This is a genomic window from Bradyrhizobium yuanmingense (assembly GCF_029167105.1).
In the GTDB taxonomy this organism is placed as follows: domain Bacteria; phylum Pseudomonadota; class Alphaproteobacteria; order Rhizobiales; family Xanthobacteraceae; genus Bradyrhizobium; species Bradyrhizobium yuanmingense_A.
Genome location: NZ_JARFML010000018.1, coordinates 22,556 through 39,693, shown reverse-complemented (window position 1 = coordinate 39,693; position 17,138 = coordinate 22,556). Strand labels below are relative to the sequence as shown.

Below are 17,138 nucleotides of genomic sequence, written 5' to 3'. Positions count from 1 at the left end.
AATGGCCAAGCGTGCAACCGGACGAAAGCAGACGGTTCGATCGGATGATCGCGAGGACAAACTCTACGTAAAGTCGGTCGGCAAGGCTTTCAGAATTCTGGAGGGGTTTGCCGACTCCACTAACGCTCTGTCGCTATCGGAACTTGCGGAAGCGGCCGATTTGGACAAGAGCGCGACGCAACGGCTCGTCCACACCATGGTCAAGCTGGGATATCTCGAGAGGACAAGTCTTGGCCATCGGCCGGGTCGACGCCTCTTACAGAGATCGTTCGACTACCTCCGCGGACATCCGCTGATCACGCACTCCCTGCCGATCTTGGCCGAGCTTCGACGCGATGCTCAGGAGCGCATCGATCTCAGCTTGTTCGACGATGTGGCAATGTTGTACCTCGTCCGCCTGCAAAGCAAACGGGACAGCCTGTACGGCTACCTCAGCGGAAGAAGCGTTCCGACGTTCTGCACGTCAGGAGGACGCGCGGTATTGTCGAAGCTTCCACTCGAGCAGGTCAAGGATATCCTGAATCGGTCTGAACTTGTCAAAGTGACGCCTAAGACCACGATTGCCAAGGAGCATATCCTTGCTCGTGTTCAAGAGGCGCGCGACGCGGGCTATGCGGTCGTTGTCGAAGAAATGATGGTCGGCGAAATCGCATGCGGCGTCGCGATTCTCGATGATTCTGGAAAGCCAATCGGTGCGGTTCACGTCGCCGGATCCCTGGCCGAGTGGTCTCCATCCGACTTCGAGAAGCGGTTTGCCCCGCTCGCCGTACACGCAGCGCGCGCCATTTCCGCAGTTTAAATTGCAATGCGATACACTCGCATTACAATTTGACCACACCTCCGATCCGTGGAAAGGTCCTCTCTCGGGAAACCCATTTGAGAGCGAGGAAACATGGAGCGTGCTGCGATCGTTACGGGGGCCGCCGGAGCAATTGGCCGCGCCACAATCGCGCGACTAGCGGCGGCTGGTTTCGGGATCATGCTCGTGGACCGCGATGGGGACGCCGTGAAGGAAGCCGCCGGCGGCATTGCGGGCACGGCGGTCCATTCGTGCGTAGCGGACGTCACCAGCCCCGGAGATGTGAAGCGTGCGGTAGACCAAGCCATCGCGTCGTTCGGGACCGTCGATACGCTCATCAACATCGCCGGCGGCGGCGGTCCAAAGAAAACTCTCGGTATCGAAGACATCGATCTGGATCTCTGGAATCACGTGATGGCCCTCAACGTAACCAGCACCTTTCTATTTTCCCAAGCCGTGATGGCCGGGATGACGAAGAAGGGCTTCGGGCGTATCATCAACTTTTCTTCCATTTTGGCGTTCGGAGAGAAGGGACCGCCTACTACGGTCCCTGGCCGACTTGCCTATGCGACCGCTAAGGCGGCGCTAATCGGACTCACGGCTCAACTCGCAAAGGATGTCGGCAAGAACGGCATCACCGTCAATTGCATCGTGCCCGGACTCATTCTCGGCCAGCCGGGAACTCGAGTGAGGGGAAGATTCGATGCGTTGCCGGACCATGAGCAGGCTCGAATGCTGGAAGGCTATCCGTTGGGACGCGCCGGGTCATCTGAAGACGTGGCTGCCGCCGTCGAATTCCTGGTGTCCGAGGGCGCCGGTTACATCTCGGGCGTCGCCCTCCCGGTGGATGGAGCCTATCTCTGAACTCGCGGCGCCATCAGCCTGCTCAATTGGAGCTTCAAGAACGATACCAAACGTGCTCTTTCCCGAGACGCTCGTCGGGAGCTACCCTCAACCGGTTAGCCTATTGACCGCAGAGAGAGCTACGGCTGCGTGAACGTCCGGGCCTGCCGATCAGCTAAATGGTCGGCAGGCCGTCGCTCTCTCTGTTATGCAGCGACCTCGCGTCCCAGCTTCGGCTTGAACGGTACGCGCAAGCCACGTTGCTCGAGAAGTGGAAGCGCCTGGGAGATGAAACGATGAAGCCCGTCGTCGAAGTCGACGAACGAACACAGGACCCCATCAAGGCCCGCGGCGCACAGGCCATCCATCTTCTCGGCGATGATGTCTGCAGTTCCGACGAGGATGTTGCCACCGGCGCCAGCGGCGATCCTCTTTCGGAGCTCCTTCATTCTCTCCGGTGACGCAATCTGCGACTGCGCGCCTACCCCAGCGGACCAGGCATCGACGCTCTCGACGTCTTCCATTTCTACCGCATAGTGATGAAGATACTTTTCAGCCTCCTCCTTGGTGTCACGCTGAACGACGGGACAATAGGTCCAAACCTGCACTTCCCGCCCGAAGGAACGTGCGGTGTTCTTGTACATGTCGATCTGCCGTTTCCACTCGGCCGGATCTTCGGATTGCAGGATGACGAAACACAGATCGGCGTGCTGGCAAGCGAACTTCATGCCACGTGACGACCCGCCGGCGTTCATGATAGGTGGGTGCGGCTTCTGTATCGGCTTCGGCATGGACGCTCCGCGCGACACCCGGTAGAACTTTCCCCCGTAGTCGAATTCCTCTTTCTCGATCCACATCTTCTTGATGACGGTCAGCCATTCTTCGAGCTGTTCGTATCTCTCGTCATGCTCGCGCATGGGCGCGCCGAACATCTCCAGCTCGTGCTTATTCCACCCGCCAACGACGTTCAACCCAAGCCGGCCGTTCGAAATGATATCAATGGTCGCGCATTGCTTGGCGCAGGTTATCGGATGGATCGTCGGCGCATGCGACGTCGGCATGACGGCCGAATAGCTGGTCGCCTGAGCGATACCCGCACACCAGGTAAACGGATCCAGAACAATACCGCTCGTATGATCGGGCTTGCCGGGCATGTAAGCTTTCCACCGCGCATAGGCGACGATCGCCTCGAAACCGGCGCGGTCGGCCGTTTGGGCGGTCCGAACGGAGTTTGGCCATGTCGGTTGGTAGAGCTCGGGCACCCTCGTTTGCGCCCCACCCTTTCCGTTCGTCCCAAATATGCCGAGTTTGAGCTTGTTGCTGTTCCAGAGAGGATTTGTCATTCGCTTCGACTCCGCTGCCTTGCGTGTGTTTCCTATTGCGGCTCTCGATAGGCCGGAACATTGTCCAGCCTCCCGCCAAACGCCTCAATGATCTCCCGCGCCTTACTGATCTCCGCTGCGGAGAAGCGTATCAACTTACTGGCTTCAGCACCGTGCGCCAGGCGAGCAAGCTTCGCATTCTGCTCGACACCGAGCACGGTAAGGTGCAGCGAGCCGTCCGAGCCACGACCGATCCATTCTTTGCGCTCCAGAGACGCTACTCCATCCCTTGCCGCATCCAGATCCAGGAGCGAGACCCGCGCCAACCCTTCGAGCTGAAGGCCTGGACTAAGTTCGAGGTGGTACATCAAACGGCTCTCGTTCATCGTGAAGCCGACGGAGTGAGCTTCTTCGCGAAACTCAGACGCCCTCTGTAAGAACGCACGCCGAAGCATGGCAAGGAAAGTCGGATACGGCGAATCGCGAGGGTCGGCGCTGGTTGACGCGGCGTCCAGGTTGTCGATCGCAAGGCTGAACCGCCCCTGCGTAAACACAAGCGGCCGACGTTCGTAACGAGCGAAGTAGCCAACTTCGCCGACCACAATGAGATGATCGCCGCCCTCATATTCTACACGGCGAGCGCACTCGAAATGTGCGGTCACCCCACCCAGCAGGGGCGCACCCATTGCTCCCGGCTTCCAATCGACGGCCTTGAATTTGTCTGTCCCAGACTTCGCGAATTGAGAGGCCAAGGGCGCTTGGTCCGAAGCAAGGACGTTGATGGCGAACGACTTTGCCTTCGCAAAGGTCGGCCAGCTGGTGGACGTCTTCTTGACGGACCAAAGGACCAACGGCGGATCGAGCGAGACCGAATTGAATGAGTTGGCCGTGATACCCGCGCGCACGCCGTCAGATTCGGCTGTTATGATTGTTACACCGGTGGCAAAGTGGCCTAACGCTCGGCGAAACGCGTCCGAATTGCGCTGAGGCGCGCCACTTTCCAGAGCGCCGGGCTGAGTTGAATTTGTCACTCTATCCTCCTTGAGGTTCTGAAGAGTCGAGATCCCGAGCTCAGCTCATCAGCTTCGCCAGGCCCACCGACCGTTCAATCGCGACCACCGCCAGAGCCGATAAAATGATCAGGATGGTCGATACGGCGCAGATCGTCGGATCCGAATAGAATTCCGTGTAGTTAAAGAGCTCGATCGGCAGCGTCGTCATGCCGGGACCGACGACGAAGAACGACACTGCGAACTCGTCAAAGGACATGATGAGACTGAAGATCGCCGCCGCGAGAAGCCCTGGCCGAAGCAGAGGCACGAGCACTTCACGCCAAACGAATATTCGACGCGCTCCCAGAACGGCCGCCGCTTCCTCCAGGCTCGGGTCGATACTGTGAAAGGTGCCGATCATCGCTCGAACGGCATAAGGAAGGGTCACGATCGTGTGCGCAACGACCAATCCGGGAAAGGTGCGTAGGAGGCCAAGCGAGCCCAGAACCATCGTCAGCGCGATCGCCAGCACGATTGAGGGGAAGATCAGCGGCGAGAGCAGTACGAGCTCGAGGAGCCCTTTTCCGCGGAACGAGCGGCGTACCATTGCATAGGCGGCCAGCCCGCCGGCGGCGAGCGATATGAGGGTTGCGACAACGGAAACGGAGACGCTCAGAAAAAACGATCTGATAAACTCGGCCCGAGAGACCGCGTTTGTGAACCATTTCAACGTAAAGCCGTGGATCGGAAACGTTACGGTTGATTCGGTGTTGAACGCGCTTGGAATGACGATGAGGATCGGCAGCAACAAGAAGATTAGCACGATCCAGACGATCCAAAGATTGATCACCCTCCAAATGGACGGAAGTGAGCGAGCGGTCTCCATCATCAGCGCCTCCACAATCGACGGATCAGGACGCTGTATCCCGCCACGAGAAGCAACGTGAAGAACGTAAGAAGCATCGCGGAAGCCGCGCCCGTGGGCCAATCGCCGGTCTCAAGGATCTGTTGCTGGATTGCAGTGGCGAGGACAGTCACGTTGCCTCTGCCCAACCAGAATGGCGTGAGATACACACCCGTTGCCAGGCAAAATACTATGATGCTTCCCGTAGCGATGCCCTGCGCCGAAAGGGGAAGAATGATCTGAAAAAAGGACCGGACGGGGCGCGAACCCAGAGTTGCCGCTGCTTCCGCCAGTGACGGGTCGATCCGGCCGAGCGTGGAGGTAAGCGACAGGATCATGAACGGGAGGAAGATGTGGACCAGACCAACCGCGACTGTCCAGAAACTGCGCATCATCTGCACAGGTGCAGCGACGATCCCTAGCCCGACCATCAACTTGTTGAGCAGTCCTTCGTTACCGAGCAGGATCGTCCAACCGAACATCCGAACCACGATGCTGACGATCAGCGGCGTCAGAACGGCCAGGAACACGAGATGCGCGATTCTGGAGCGGCCAAGGACAAGAAACCAGGCGACGGGATAGCCGAACAACAGACAGACGAGGGTCACTACCGCGGCGAGCGAAATTGTTCGCAAGCCTGCCTGAAGGAGAAATCGGTTGTCGAAGAATTCGCGATAATGTTCGAAGGTAAGAGTGGTCCACCCTGGAAAGCTGTCGAGAACCGAGATGCCCAGCATCAACGCGGCGGACAGCACCATCAGGCAGCCGATCACCGACGCCGGAATCAGCAATATCGAAAGTGGGGTGTCCTTGATTGCTGTAGTCATAGCCGCAATTTCAGTTGATGAAGGCGCCGCCATCGACGTCGATGATCTCACCAGTCAAATAGCTGGGCTGCACCGTCGCGATGAATTGAACGATGACCGCGATGTCATCCGGTGTTCCGATGCGTCCCAAGGGGATGCCTCGGGCGATCATCTCCTTCCCCTGTTCGCCGATCATCTTGAGAGTCAGCGCGGTCTCGATGAGACCAGGGCAGACCGCATTTACGGAAACGTCCGGCGCAAGCTCCTTGGCCAAACCGCGCGTCAGACCCAAAATCCCGGCTTTGGAGGCGGCATACGCAAATTTGCTCACGGCCGATGGCGTGCCACCGGTGTGCGCGTTCACCGAGGAGATATTGATGATGCGCCCTGCCGCGGCTCCGACCATGTGCGACGCCACGGCTTTACACCAATTGAACGTCCCCTTCAGATTTACCGCTATCACCAGGTCCCACTCCTGCTCGGTAATGCTGAGTAGACCCTTTGGCTGGGAAACGCCGGCGCTATTGACCAGGACATCGAACCGCCCCCACGCATCCAGGATCCGGCTTGCGTTCGACTGTACGCCGTCAAAGGATCGAACGTCGTCCCACAGCGCCAGAAGGTCGCCCTGCCCGGCACCCAAAGAAGCCGACGCGCTCTTCAGATCGGGCTCCGAGATATCGGTGATGGCGACACGGAAGCCGCTGGCCAGCAATCGCGCGGCGCAGGCAAAACCGATCCCTTTGGCTCCGCCGGTGACTACGGCAACCGGCTTTTCAGAGGTGGGCTTGATCATCTCTAACTCTCTTACGGCGTCCAGCCGCGATCGGATCCGAATATCGACGGATGCTCAAAGCATCACGATGTTGCGCGCATCCCAGTGCACCCAGATCGGTTCACCGATCCGAGGCCCTGCATGGTCATAGTTCGACCTGTTCGTTATCAACACGGTCAGGGGCTTCTGAAGACCCACATCGACGAAGCAATGGGTCACCGAGCCGGAATAAGACACGTGCACGATCCTTCCCGGAAGCGAACTTCCCGCAGCACCGGGCAGTTCAGCGAGCGTCAACTTCTCCGGCCTGAGGAATACCGAGATTTCCGTCGCATCCCTCGCGTCGGGAGGCAACTTTAAGATCACGTTCTCTGAGACCGCGAGCTGCTTGTTCCCGTCGAGATCCACGACCCGGCCCTTCATGAAGTTCGACATCCCTATGAAGTCGGCGACGAACGCGTCGCGAGGACGTTCATAGATCTCTCGCGGACTATCGTCCTGCAGGATTCTCCCGTCACTCATGACGGCGATTCTGTCGGAAAGCGTGAGCGCCTCTTCCTGGTCGTGCGTCACCATCAGGGTGGTGACGCCGATCTCCCGCTGAAGCATCTTCAATTCGACTTGCATCTGCTCGCGTAGCTTCCGATCAAGTGCCCCCAGAGGCTCGTCCAGCAGAAGCAGCTTGGGATCGGTCACAAGGGCCCGGGCCAGAGCGACCCGCTGCTTTTGACCTCCCGACAACTTTTCGGTCGATCGTGGGCCAAAACCGTCGAGCCGGACGAGCTTGAGCGCATCTCGAACCTTGGTCTCAATAGCGCTCTTTGGAGTTTTTCTCGTTCGCAACCCGAAAGCGATGTTTTGGGCTACCGTCATATGCGGGAACAGAGCGTAGTTTTGGAAGACCACGCCGATATTGCGTTCCCAGACGGGTACGCTGGTGATGTCCTTGCCTCCAAGCGCAATGGTCCCGGAATCCGGCAGTTCTAGACCCGCGATCATGCGAAGTAGGGTCGTTTTTCCGCAACCACTGGGACCGAGCAAGCTGATGAACTCGCCTGGCTTGATAGCAAGAGAAACGTCCTTGACTACCCTCGCACCTCCGAAACTCTTGACAACGGCGTGAACGCTGAGCGCAGCTATCGCGATTTTTCCGTGCATCATCGTCTTACGACTTCAATGTTCGCTCGATGAGTGCCTTCGTCGCCGCAAACTTTGTGGCGACTTGCCGCGCATCCAATCTGATAAGTCTCTTGCCCGCGTCTGCAGCCGAGATCACTGCGGCATTGGTCTGTAGTCCAGGCGGAATTGCCAACGATCCTATGGCGGGCGAAATGAGAGCGTTCTTCAGCCAGGCCGCCTGGCATTCGTCGGACAGCCAGACATTGAGATATCGCTGAACGAGCTCGGTAACCTTCGGCGAGAATCCCGCGCAGGACTGCAACTGATTGGACCATAATGTCGCGCCTTCCTTCGGAAAGGCAAACGCGACGCGCTTTCCTTGAAGACGCGCCTGCTCACACCAAGCCCCCCAATGAGGAGCGAGCCAGACTTCGCCCCTGTGGACCAGATCCTCTTCCGCGATCGGCGACGTCGACCATACGCCGATATTCTTGCGGTAGGGCTCCCAAGCCTTAATGCCGTCCTCCACGGACGGAGACTTGCCGATCGCGACGGCCGCCATTGCATATGCATCGAAATACGCGTCCCACATCGCGACGCGACCCTCGTGCTTCGGATTCCAGAGATCCGTCCAGGACGTCGGCGGCGCGACCCGATCGGGGTTGTACATGATCCCGAACGGAGTCTGCTGGAACGTGACACCCTCGCCCCCGGGTAGCAGGAGATCCTTCGGAACGCGCTTCGCGTTGGGCATGAAGTCCGTGTTGATGGGGGCCCACATCTTGTCGATCGACCCTCGCGCGGAGAATAGATCGTTGAACATTCCACCGCTGATCACCGGATTGTTCCTCTGAGCCAGCATCTTCGGATATGCGGCGGCGTTGGCGGAAACTTCCAGTTGAATTCCGACTCCGGGGTATTGGCCCTTGAAAATAGGCAACGCGACGTTGTTGATGGTATCCGCTACGGGTCCACCCTGAATGAGGATCGTCAGTTGGCTCACGTCTTCGGAGGACGATTGCGCCAGTGCTTCTGCAAAGGTCGCAAGATCACTTCCCGCGGCCCCCAACGCCAAGAGTCCCTTGAGGATAGTGCGCCTGTTGATCGATTTGGATCGAGAACTCAGTCCAGATAACCTCATCAGATCCTCCTCTCGTTGGCCGCGGTCGCAGGAAGGCCCCCGCCCTCTCCAAGATCCCAATACAATCCCGCCATTCCTCGTAGCCCTTCCCGGATCACGGAGGTGGGTACATGCTCATTGACGCCGTGGTTTGCGGCGGCCGGATAGGAATGCGGTATCCAAATCGTCCGCATGTTCAGCAAGTTGCTGAAAATGTCGTTGGGCAGCGAAGCACCGACATTCGGAAGGACGGCGACCGGCTTTCCGATCGATCGTTCGAGCGACTCGCGAACCCAGCCAACCCAGGGATCGCCAGGATCGAGACGGGTCGCGTGGAACACCTCGTCGTCCGTCTGCGAGACCTGGATCATGTCCAGCCCGCAACGATCGAGATGCTCCCGAAGTGCAGGAAGTATCCGATCCTCATCCACGCCAACCACGAACCTGAGTTGGCAAACCGCAAAGGCGGAGGCCGGAACCGCGTTCATCGGCGACCTGGGACGCCCAGCTTCGAAGGCCAGCACTTCGAACGACGTCCAACCGTAGACTTTCTCGGCGGCGCTCAGACCCGGCTCGCCCCAACCCGGGTCGATCTTCGGACTCTGCTCATCGTCCAGAACGACGCATTCGCGGAGCGCGGCGCGAACAGCCTCCGGAATCTCAGGGGGAAGCCACTCTTGGATTTTGATCTGACCGGTCGCCGAGGCGATCGAGCCAAGGGCGTGAGCAAGCTGAAGTGCCGGATTACTGAGCAATCCGCCCCAATTGCCGGAGTGATAGGTGCCGCTTCTCGCCTCGATAGAGAGCTTGAAACTAATCGCCCCCCTCGCGCCGAGATAAATGGTCGGCCGATCGGCCGAGATGCGCGGGCCATCCGAGGCAATGAGGATGTCCGCCTGTAGAAGATCCTTGTTCTCAGCACACATCTGACGCAGGCCGGGCGATCCGACTTCCTCGCCGGTCTCGATCAGAAATGCCGAATTGAAGCCAAGATATCCGCGGGTCTCCAGTACCGCTCGCATCGCGGCCATGTTCAAGTAGTGCTGGCCCTTGTTGTCAGCGACACCTCGGCCGTACCAGCGCCCGTCCGCGGCAGTCAGCCTCCAAGGCGCCAGTCCGTCGCGCCAGCCGTCCAGCCCTTCCACCACATCGCCATGTCCGTAGCACATGATGGTCGGAAGCGACTCATGCTCCTGCCTTCGCGCGACGAGGAAAGGGCCTTTTGCGTGCCGATGCTCAATAATGCGACAGGCAAATCCCATGTCCTCGAGGTACGGGGCGACAAGCTCCGTCAGATACGCGACAAGGCTGCTCCGAGAATCGGACCTTTGGCTCTCGGTACGGCAGGCTATGGCTCGCGCCAGATCCTCGAATAAGGTCCCGTCGTCCAACGCCGCTTCGGCGGCAGCGATCGCGGCCCCTCTAGTCGGCTGCTCTCGCGCTGTTCCGCTGACCGTCCGATTTGTCAGGAGCACCCTCATGAGTTGTCGCGCACCCAACGAGCGACTTCACCATGCGAGGCGAACCAAACATCGCCTAGCGACCTGGCGTACCGAATGATCTCCTCGAGGATCCAGATCCGGGACCTATAAGTGATGATGTGCGGGTGCATCGTGAGATTGAAGATGCCACCTTCGCTGTATGCAGCGTCCAGCTCCCGCTTGAAGATATCAAAGACGTCGGCGGGCGGCGTGTAGGGACGCAGACCTTGAAAGCGGTTCATCATGAAGTAGACCGCATCGTCGCGCACCCACTCGAACGGCACCTCCACGATTCCCGAGGGCTCGCCGTTGAGCAGTAGCTCGTAGCAATCGTCGTCGGCGCCCAACGATGAGTCGTATTCGAGGCCGGTCTCCTGCAACAGTCGTAGGGTGTTCTCGCTGAAATCGGCGGATGGGCTGCGCAGGCCATAGGGGCGCTGTCCCGCTATTCTTTCGATGGTGTCGATTGAGCGGAGCATGAGATCTCGCTCATCATTGATCGGCAGGACGGAATTGAGCTCGTGAATCCAGCCGTGAATGCCGAGCTCATGACCGCCGTCCACGATGCGTTTCTGCTCGTCCGGATACAGCATGGCCGTGACGGCAGGCACGTAGAAGCTCGCTGCGGCCTCGTATTTCTCCAGCAGCGACAGGATCCTGGGTACTCCTACACGGTTGCCGTATTGCCCCCAAGCCAGCCGTCCGATCGACTTGCCGCCATCCCTCAGCTCGCTCGTGTCGTGATCGGAATCGAACGAAAGAGCGACGGCGCATTTCGCGCCGCCCTTCCATTGCTTCGGCTTGAGAGACCGCCCGGCGCGAACTCTGGAGACGAGCCCCCGCCAATGCTTCTCCGGCCATTGCCACGGTTCCAAGCTGCGGGCGGTATCGCTCATGATGGCATTCCCGTTCGTTGAGGATGCCCGACGCTATGGATTGTCGGAATACGAATCCAATCCGAAATCCTTTTGTCTGCGGTAAGCGAAACTTTTGACGCCGCGCATGTCGTGAAAGACGAGCCACGATCGACGCGCAAAACGCCCGCGGCGACCGCCATCACACGGTATCCGGTCGAGCGCTTTCATCATTCCGGCCCGATCGCGACCATACGTCGCGACCTTCTGACCGAGGCCGACGTTGTAGGTTAGTGATGCGATCGTCGCCGGCGATGAGGAAGCCGCCGAGAAGATCGTTGCCGCACATCTCGACAGAATAGGCGTCACGGCGAAGGCAATTGTCGAGTCGGGCTACGCTTTGCCGAAAGAGACGGACGTCGCCGTCTCGGCGGAGCTTCAAAAGACCGTTCGCCGAACTCCTGCGAGGCCGCTACATCGCCGCTTCCGGCAAAGTCGCGCATTCCGGCATGTCTCGGATCTCCTCCGCAACGACATCTCGAATCAGCTCTCTGACGGCCTTGTTCGAAGAGCCCTCTCGATGTGAAAGCAGATATGCGTTTCGAGTTAGTGTCGGGCCCGCAATCTTCCGCACTCGCAGCGTTCCTTGCTGGCATTCGCGCCTTACATTTGCATATGCCATCACCGTCGCGACATGCCCCTCTTCAACGAGCGTCTTAACTAGATCCGTCGACGGGAGCACGTTCTGGATATCCAACGAAATACCTTCGATTTCGGCGGCTGCGACGAGCTTGCGGTAGAGAAGCTTGGTCAGCATCGGATCCGCGATGGCGAGCGGTATCGTTGAAAGCTCCCGGAACGGAATAGGCGGGCCGATCATTGGTTGACCGGGAACGGGCTTCTGAACCAGATATAGCCATTCGTGGAGCAATTCTTCTCTTATGATGTTGGAATCGAGCGGCCCCTCGCAGGCGATGGCGAAATCCACTCGCTTTGCCGAAACCCAATCAGCCAATATCGGTGTGGGCGCTTCCAGGAACTCAAAACGCATATGCCTCAGCTTCTCGCTGGCCTTGCGAGCCAGGGAAATTGCCATCATCGCGGCCATGCTTGGTGCGAGACCGAGCCTGACTTCTCCCTTCTCGAGAGTTCTACAGTCGCCTACGGCCCGCACGGCTTGATCGACATTGCTGAGTATGACTTGCGAGCGCTCGAAAAGGATCTTCCCTTCGGGGGTTAACTCAACACCTCGCGAATGGCGCACCAGCAGCGGCACCCGCAGTTCTTCCTCCAGATTTCTGATTTGAAGGCCCAGAGCCGGCTGCGTAATCCTCAGAGCTTCTGAGGCGCGGGTGAAGCTTCCGTGCTCGACGATTTTACAGAACGAGCGAAGCTGACGAAATTCCATCACAACCTCCAGCTTGATAGGGTTTCCCGATCGAGTCGCAAGAAAGATGCCAACTGCGCCTTGAGAGCAGATCTGCTCGTTCCTCTCTACTTTACCTCGACATCCGCATGATCCTGACACGGATCCTGCGATCTTGGTCTCTCGTCGAAGGTAAACACACCTCCTCCGTCGGCAAATATCGCGAAGGAATCTTTGGAAACGTTGCGCAGGAACTTGCCCAACCCCGCGGCAATCTTGCGAATTGATGAGTGTTCATCGCGACTGCTCGTGAACAATTTGAGCTCCGTTCCACCTTGCCTGCCGATCTGGGCCACGCACAATCTTGACTGCGCGACAATATTCTCACGCGACACTCGCAGAGCCGCAGCAGCGCCGGGCTTGCCGGAGGTTCGAGAGCATCCACTCGTGTGATATCTCGATGACGTTGGCGGCGTTGGCGAGCAGCGCCGCGACCGCCCGCAGCAGGAGCTTACAGTCATGGCATTTCGTCGGGCCTACCGGTTTGGACTTGGCGCTGCACTTGAACACGGAATTTAACCAGCCTTTCGCGCATCAGCCGGGACGCCTATGCTAGTCGCCCACCGTCGATCGGTAAGGCTACGCCAGTCGTAAATGCGGCCTCATCGCTCAGCAGGTAAAGGACAGCCCCGACCACCTCCGAAGGTTTACCGAACCGCCGCATGGGATGCATGGATTTTTGCAGGCTCTCACGCGCGGCTTGCGCCACCGCATCCCCGGCCTCCTCAATAGACAGGCGAACCATGGGAGACTCGATCGTTCCCGGACACACGCAGTTGACGCGGATATTCTCGGTCGCGTGATTTAGTGCAAGGCTCTTCGTCAGGAGCGTGACCGCTCCCTTGCTTGCCGAGTAGACGGGCAGTACGGGCGAGCCACGGAGGCCGGCCGCTGACGAAAACAGCACGACGGAGCCGCGTCCTAGTTCGCGCATGTGCGGAATAATATACTTCGCGGAAAGCCAGCTACCTTTGACATTGACATCGAAGAGCAGGTCGAACTCGTCTTCTTCCACGTCTATGGCCGCTTTCGAGGGCCCTGCGACACCCGCAGCCGCGACGAGCATCTCCACGAGACCGAATCGATCGCGCGCCAAGTCCGCGACACGCTTTACGTCCGCAGCGGAACTCACATCGCCAGTCACAATCACCGAGCCTGGACAACATTTCGCCGTCTCCGACAGTCCCTCCGCATCACGATCGAAGAGCACCAATCTTGCACCTTCGCCGGCAAGCGATGCCGCGCAGGCGCGCCCAAGTGCACCGGCGGCGCCCGTAATCACAGTCACCCGTCCTTCAAATCTCGCACGTAGACTCATACCCATGCGCGCTCCATTCACCGTCATCGTCCAGCCGGTGTGTCGCCGGCGGCCTCAATGCTTGTCGCCTCCAAGATAGAATTCCTGGAGCTCATCCATCGCTATTCCGCTACCGACTTCTCGCTCATAGGCTATACGACCGCCTCGGATGACGTAGATGTAATCCGCGATATCGAGCGCCATACCGACATTCTGCTCGACGAGAAGCAAAGTGAGTCCCAGGGAGCGCAGATCGAGTATGGCTTCTGCGATTTCCTCGACCACGCGAGGAGCAAGGGCGGCAGACGGCTCGTCGAGCAACAGCACACTGGGCCGGGCCATCAGAGATCGTCCGATCGAGAGCATCTGCCGCTCACCCCCAGACAGCAACCCGGCACTCACGGCTCGACGATCCTTTAGTCGCTTGAATCGGCGATACACGCCTTCCAGATCTTCGGCTATTTCTCTTCGATCCTTACGTCTATGAAACGCGCCCATCAGAAGATTTTCTTCGACGCTCATTGCGCCGAACACTTCCTTACCTTGGGGCACCATGGATAACCGATGAGACACCCTTTGCTCGGGCGGAACCGCGTTGATGACTTTGCCATCCAGGATGACTTCTCCCTCCTGCACGGCAACGAGGCCAACGATCGATTTCAGGGTTGTCGATTTCCCGGTGCCGTTTCCACCCAGAAGCGCAACTAGTCCTCCCTTCGGCACGTTCATGTTGACCCCGTGCAGGATTCGGGTACGGCCGTAACCGGCGATGACGTTCTCAAGCTTGAGCACGGCGCTTCCACCCAGATCCGATATATGCCTCGACCACGATCGGATCGTTCACGACGTCCTCAGGGGGCCCCTCGGCTATCTTCTGACCGGCGTCCAACACCACCACATGATCACAAAGATTCCGCACCACTCGCATCACGTGCTCGACCAGTAGAATCGAGATCCCGAACTCGTCCCTCAACCGCCGAATGAGATCAATCAACCTGTCGACATTCGGCGGCGAAAGGCCCGCGGCGGGTTCATCCAGCACGAACAGGCTGGGTCGGCTCATCATACCGCGTGCTATCTCCACCATGCGTTGTTGGCCGATGGAGAGAGCAGCAACGGGCTGCGACGCGAACTTCTGGAGGTCGAACCACGACAACAGCTCGCGGGCTCGCGTCCTTGCGGCCGCTTCCTCTGAGCGGGCATTCTTGCGGCCAAGCACAGAACCGACGAACCCCGCATTCATCCGCATGTGATTGGCAAGGACGAGGTTGTCTTCTACGCTGAGTGAATTGAACAAGCGAAGCAATTGGAACGACCGTGCCATGCCAAGCCGAGCCCGCCGATAAGATGGAAGGCGCGTCACGACTTCGCTGTTGAAAGAGATCTCGCCTTCGTCCGGCAGAAGCTCTCCGCTCACGAGATTGACCATGGTGGACTTCCCGGAACCATTGGGGCCGATTAATCCGACGATCTGCCCCGTCCCGACGGCCAAGGTCGCACCGTTGACTGCCGTAACGCCCCCGAAGCGCTTTGCGATCTGCCGCATCTCCAGGATGTTTCCGCTCATGGCGCCATACTCCGACGAAGCCGGCCGACTATCCCCTCCGGCACGAATGTCATGCCGACAACAAGCACGATGCCGTAGATAAGCATCTTGTATTCTGCATATCTTCCCAAAAACTCTGGTAGGAGTGCGAGCACAGTCGCACCAATAATCGGACCAACAAAGGTGCCCCGTCCCCCTAGCACCATCATCGCCACCACCGTCGCCGAGATCCAGATCGTGAAGTCGTCCGGCGTCACACCGCGGAGAGCATGCGCTGTAGCGACCCCCGCGACGCCGGCCAAGGCCGCGTAAGCCACGAAGGCTGTGAGTTTGCCGAACGTCGTATTGAGCCCGACGGCGCAGGCCAACGTTTCGTCGTCGCGTATGGCCATCCATTCGCGCCCGAGGCGAGAATTCACAAGGCGCCAAGCTATGAGCGCACAGAAAGCAGTCACCGCGAGCGTCATCCAATAATAGGACTTTAGCGTTCCCAGTTCGAATAGTTCGACCCCGAATATTCTTAACGGGTCTGTTCCGCGCAAAGACAGACCGACCTGCCCCCCGGTGAACGACGTCCACTGAGAGATTGCCAAGTACATGATCGTCTGAAAGGCGATCGTTACGATCGCCAAGAAATGCCCGGTCAAGCGGAGGGCGGGGATGCCAAGGATCAACCCGAACGAACCGGCCACAATTGCCCCGGCGGGCAAGTGCAGCCAAATGGACGTGCCGAGGTCCCTGTTCATGATCGCGGCCGTATATGCCCCGATCCCGTAGAAGGCGCCCGTAGCGAATGAGAACTGCCCACAATAGCCGGTGACGAGGTCGAGTCCCAGCGCCAGAATGACATAGAACAGGATCATCAGCAGCACGCTGATCTCGTATCCACCGAGACCAAGCGGCGCCATCGCAAGTAGAGCGACCGATGCCAACGCGGCGATATACTTCTTCATGATCTCTCGACCGCCTTACCGAAGAGACCGTTCGGCCGTAGCAGCAGAACGCCGATCACGATGATGAATCCGACTATATCTCGCATGGAGTTGGAGATGTATGCGGAGGTCAGAGACTCGATGACACCGAGAAGGATGCCGGCGCCCGCTGCGCCGGCGACATTTCCCATTCCACCGAGGATCACGACCGTGAATGCCTTCAATGCAATCATGTTCCCCACGATCGGATAGACCAGGAAGACCGAAGACATCAGCATCCCGGCTATTCCAGCCAGCGCTGCCCCTGTCGCAAAGGTGACCAGCGCCACGCGTTCGACGTGAACGCCGCAAAGCCTGGCGACGGTCGCATGTTGCGCCATCGCTCGCAGGCTTCGTCCGGTCCAGGTATATCGAAGCACTGCATAAAGAGCGGCGATCAGCACCACCGTCGTCAGAGGAATAAGCATCCGCTGATGCGGTAAGAACACCGACCCGATTTCGGTGGGCAGATCGGAAAGAAGAGGCATCTTCGAGGCATCAAGGTTCAGCCGCTGCGGCTGCGGACCCATGACGATCAGAGCCGCATTCTGCAGTGCGACCGCCAGTCCGAACGATGAAACGATGGAACTGGTGGCATCACGGTTCTTCATGGGTCTGTGAAGAATGGCTTCTGCGCACAGGCCGACGCACGCGGCGACGGCCAGAACCAGGAAGATTGCAGGCAGCACGGGCAGATGGAGAACGGTGATCGCGAAGATCCCGGCATACCCTCCGATCATGTAGAACTCGCCATGAGCGAAGTTCACTACGCCCAATATGCCGAAGATCAACGTAAGGCCGACCGCGACGAGAACGTACGTGCTTCCCGTCACGATGCCGTTAACGAGATATTGCAAGAGCAGATCCATGGTATCAGCGCTCG

Annotated in this window: 18 protein-coding genes; 2 read left to right on the top strand and 16 right to left on the bottom strand. The window is 58.8% G+C overall.

Annotation, left to right across the window (positions count from 1 at the left end; translation table 11 throughout):
• Position 1: 1 nt before the first annotated feature.
• Entirely contained in the window at positions 2-799 is a 798-nt protein-coding gene (locus P0R31_RS23105; protein WP_275516486.1) for an IclR family transcriptional regulator, read from the top strand.
• Between the two features lie 93 nt (positions 800-892).
• On the top strand, positions 893-1,663 hold the full coding sequence (locus tag P0R31_RS23100) for an SDR family NAD(P)-dependent oxidoreductase (protein WP_275516484.1): 771 nt from the start codon (positions 893-895) through the stop codon (positions 1,661-1,663).
• Positions 1,664-1,848: 185 nt separating this feature from the next.
• Here the strand turns inward: P0R31_RS23100 and P0R31_RS23095 are convergent, their stop codons facing one another.
• From P0R31_RS23095 to P0R31_RS23020, 16 genes are all read right to left on the bottom strand, one after another.
• Complete coding sequence (locus tag P0R31_RS23095) at positions 1,849-2,985, bottom strand: LLM class flavin-dependent oxidoreductase (RefSeq protein WP_275516483.1); 1,137 nt, start codon at positions 2,983-2,985, stop codon at positions 1,849-1,851.
• Between the two features lie 32 nt (positions 2,986-3,017).
• The gene (locus tag P0R31_RS23090; protein ID WP_275516481.1) at positions 3,018-3,995 is read right to left on the bottom strand and encodes a flavin reductase family protein; all 978 of its coding nucleotides are present in this window, start codon (positions 3,993-3,995) and stop codon (positions 3,018-3,020) included.
• A gap of 40 nt (positions 3,996-4,035) precedes the next feature.
• On the bottom strand, positions 4,036-4,845 hold the full coding sequence (locus tag P0R31_RS23085) for an ABC transporter permease (RefSeq protein ID WP_275516479.1): 810 nt from the start codon (positions 4,843-4,845) through the stop codon (positions 4,036-4,038).
• Positions 4,845-5,687, bottom strand: a complete 843-nt coding sequence (locus tag P0R31_RS23080) for an ABC transporter permease (RefSeq protein ID WP_275516478.1) — start codon at positions 5,685-5,687, stop codon at positions 4,845-4,847. The genes P0R31_RS23085 and P0R31_RS23080 overlap by 1 nt, the downstream gene beginning before the upstream one ends.
• Before the next feature lie 10 nt (positions 5,688-5,697).
• A complete protein-coding gene (locus P0R31_RS23075; RefSeq protein ID WP_275516477.1) occupies positions 5,698-6,462 on the bottom strand; it encodes an SDR family NAD(P)-dependent oxidoreductase in 765 nt (254 codons plus the stop codon).
• Positions 6,463-6,516: 54 nt separating this feature from the next.
• Complete coding sequence (locus P0R31_RS23070) at positions 6,517-7,602, bottom strand: ABC transporter ATP-binding protein (RefSeq protein ID WP_275516476.1); 1,086 nt, start codon at positions 7,600-7,602, stop codon at positions 6,517-6,519.
• Between the two features lie 4 nt (positions 7,603-7,606).
• Positions 7,607-8,701 carry an ABC transporter substrate-binding protein gene (locus tag P0R31_RS23065; RefSeq protein WP_275516474.1) on the bottom strand — a complete coding sequence of 365 codons (1,095 nt, stop codon included), beginning with the start codon at positions 8,699-8,701 and terminating at the stop codon, positions 7,607-7,609.
• Positions 8,701-10,161: a M20 family metallopeptidase gene (locus P0R31_RS23060; RefSeq protein WP_275516472.1), complete on the bottom strand. Its 1,461-nt coding sequence runs from the start codon at positions 10,159-10,161 to the stop codon at positions 8,701-8,703. Before P0R31_RS23060 ends, P0R31_RS23065 begins: the two co-directional genes overlap by 1 nt.
• Entirely contained in the window at positions 10,158-11,057 is a 900-nt protein-coding gene (locus P0R31_RS23055) for a polysaccharide deacetylase family protein (RefSeq protein WP_275516471.1), read from the bottom strand. The genes P0R31_RS23060 and P0R31_RS23055 overlap by 4 nt, the downstream gene beginning before the upstream one ends.
• Before the next feature lie 430 nt (positions 11,058-11,487).
• A complete protein-coding gene (locus P0R31_RS23050; RefSeq protein ID WP_275516470.1) occupies positions 11,488-12,423 on the bottom strand; it encodes a LysR family transcriptional regulator in 936 nt (311 codons plus the stop codon).
• A gap of 86 nt (positions 12,424-12,509) precedes the next feature.
• A complete protein-coding gene (locus tag P0R31_RS23045; protein ID WP_275516469.1) occupies positions 12,510-12,737 on the bottom strand; it encodes a hypothetical protein in 228 nt (75 codons plus the stop codon).
• A gap of 251 nt (positions 12,738-12,988) precedes the next feature.
• Positions 12,989-13,759 carry an SDR family NAD(P)-dependent oxidoreductase gene (locus tag P0R31_RS23040; RefSeq protein WP_275516594.1) on the bottom strand — a complete coding sequence of 257 codons (771 nt, stop codon included), beginning with the start codon at positions 13,757-13,759 and terminating at the stop codon, positions 12,989-12,991.
• 54 nt (positions 13,760-13,813) lie between these two features.
• Positions 13,814-14,530, bottom strand: coding sequence for an ABC transporter ATP-binding protein (locus P0R31_RS23035; RefSeq protein ID WP_275516468.1), 717 nt, complete (start codon positions 14,528-14,530; stop codon positions 13,814-13,816).
• Positions 14,517-15,305: an ABC transporter ATP-binding protein gene (locus P0R31_RS23030; RefSeq protein ID WP_275516467.1), complete on the bottom strand. Its 789-nt coding sequence runs from the start codon at positions 15,303-15,305 to the stop codon at positions 14,517-14,519. The genes P0R31_RS23035 and P0R31_RS23030 overlap by 14 nt, the downstream gene beginning before the upstream one ends.
• Entirely contained in the window at positions 15,302-16,237 is a 936-nt protein-coding gene (locus tag P0R31_RS23025) for a branched-chain amino acid ABC transporter permease (protein WP_275516466.1), read from the bottom strand. The genes P0R31_RS23030 and P0R31_RS23025 overlap by 4 nt, the downstream gene beginning before the upstream one ends.
• Positions 16,234-17,124: a branched-chain amino acid ABC transporter permease gene (locus P0R31_RS23020; protein WP_275516465.1), complete on the bottom strand. Its 891-nt coding sequence runs from the start codon at positions 17,122-17,124 to the stop codon at positions 16,234-16,236. Before P0R31_RS23020 ends, P0R31_RS23025 begins: the two co-directional genes overlap by 4 nt.
• Positions 17,125-17,138: the final 14 nt, after the last annotated feature.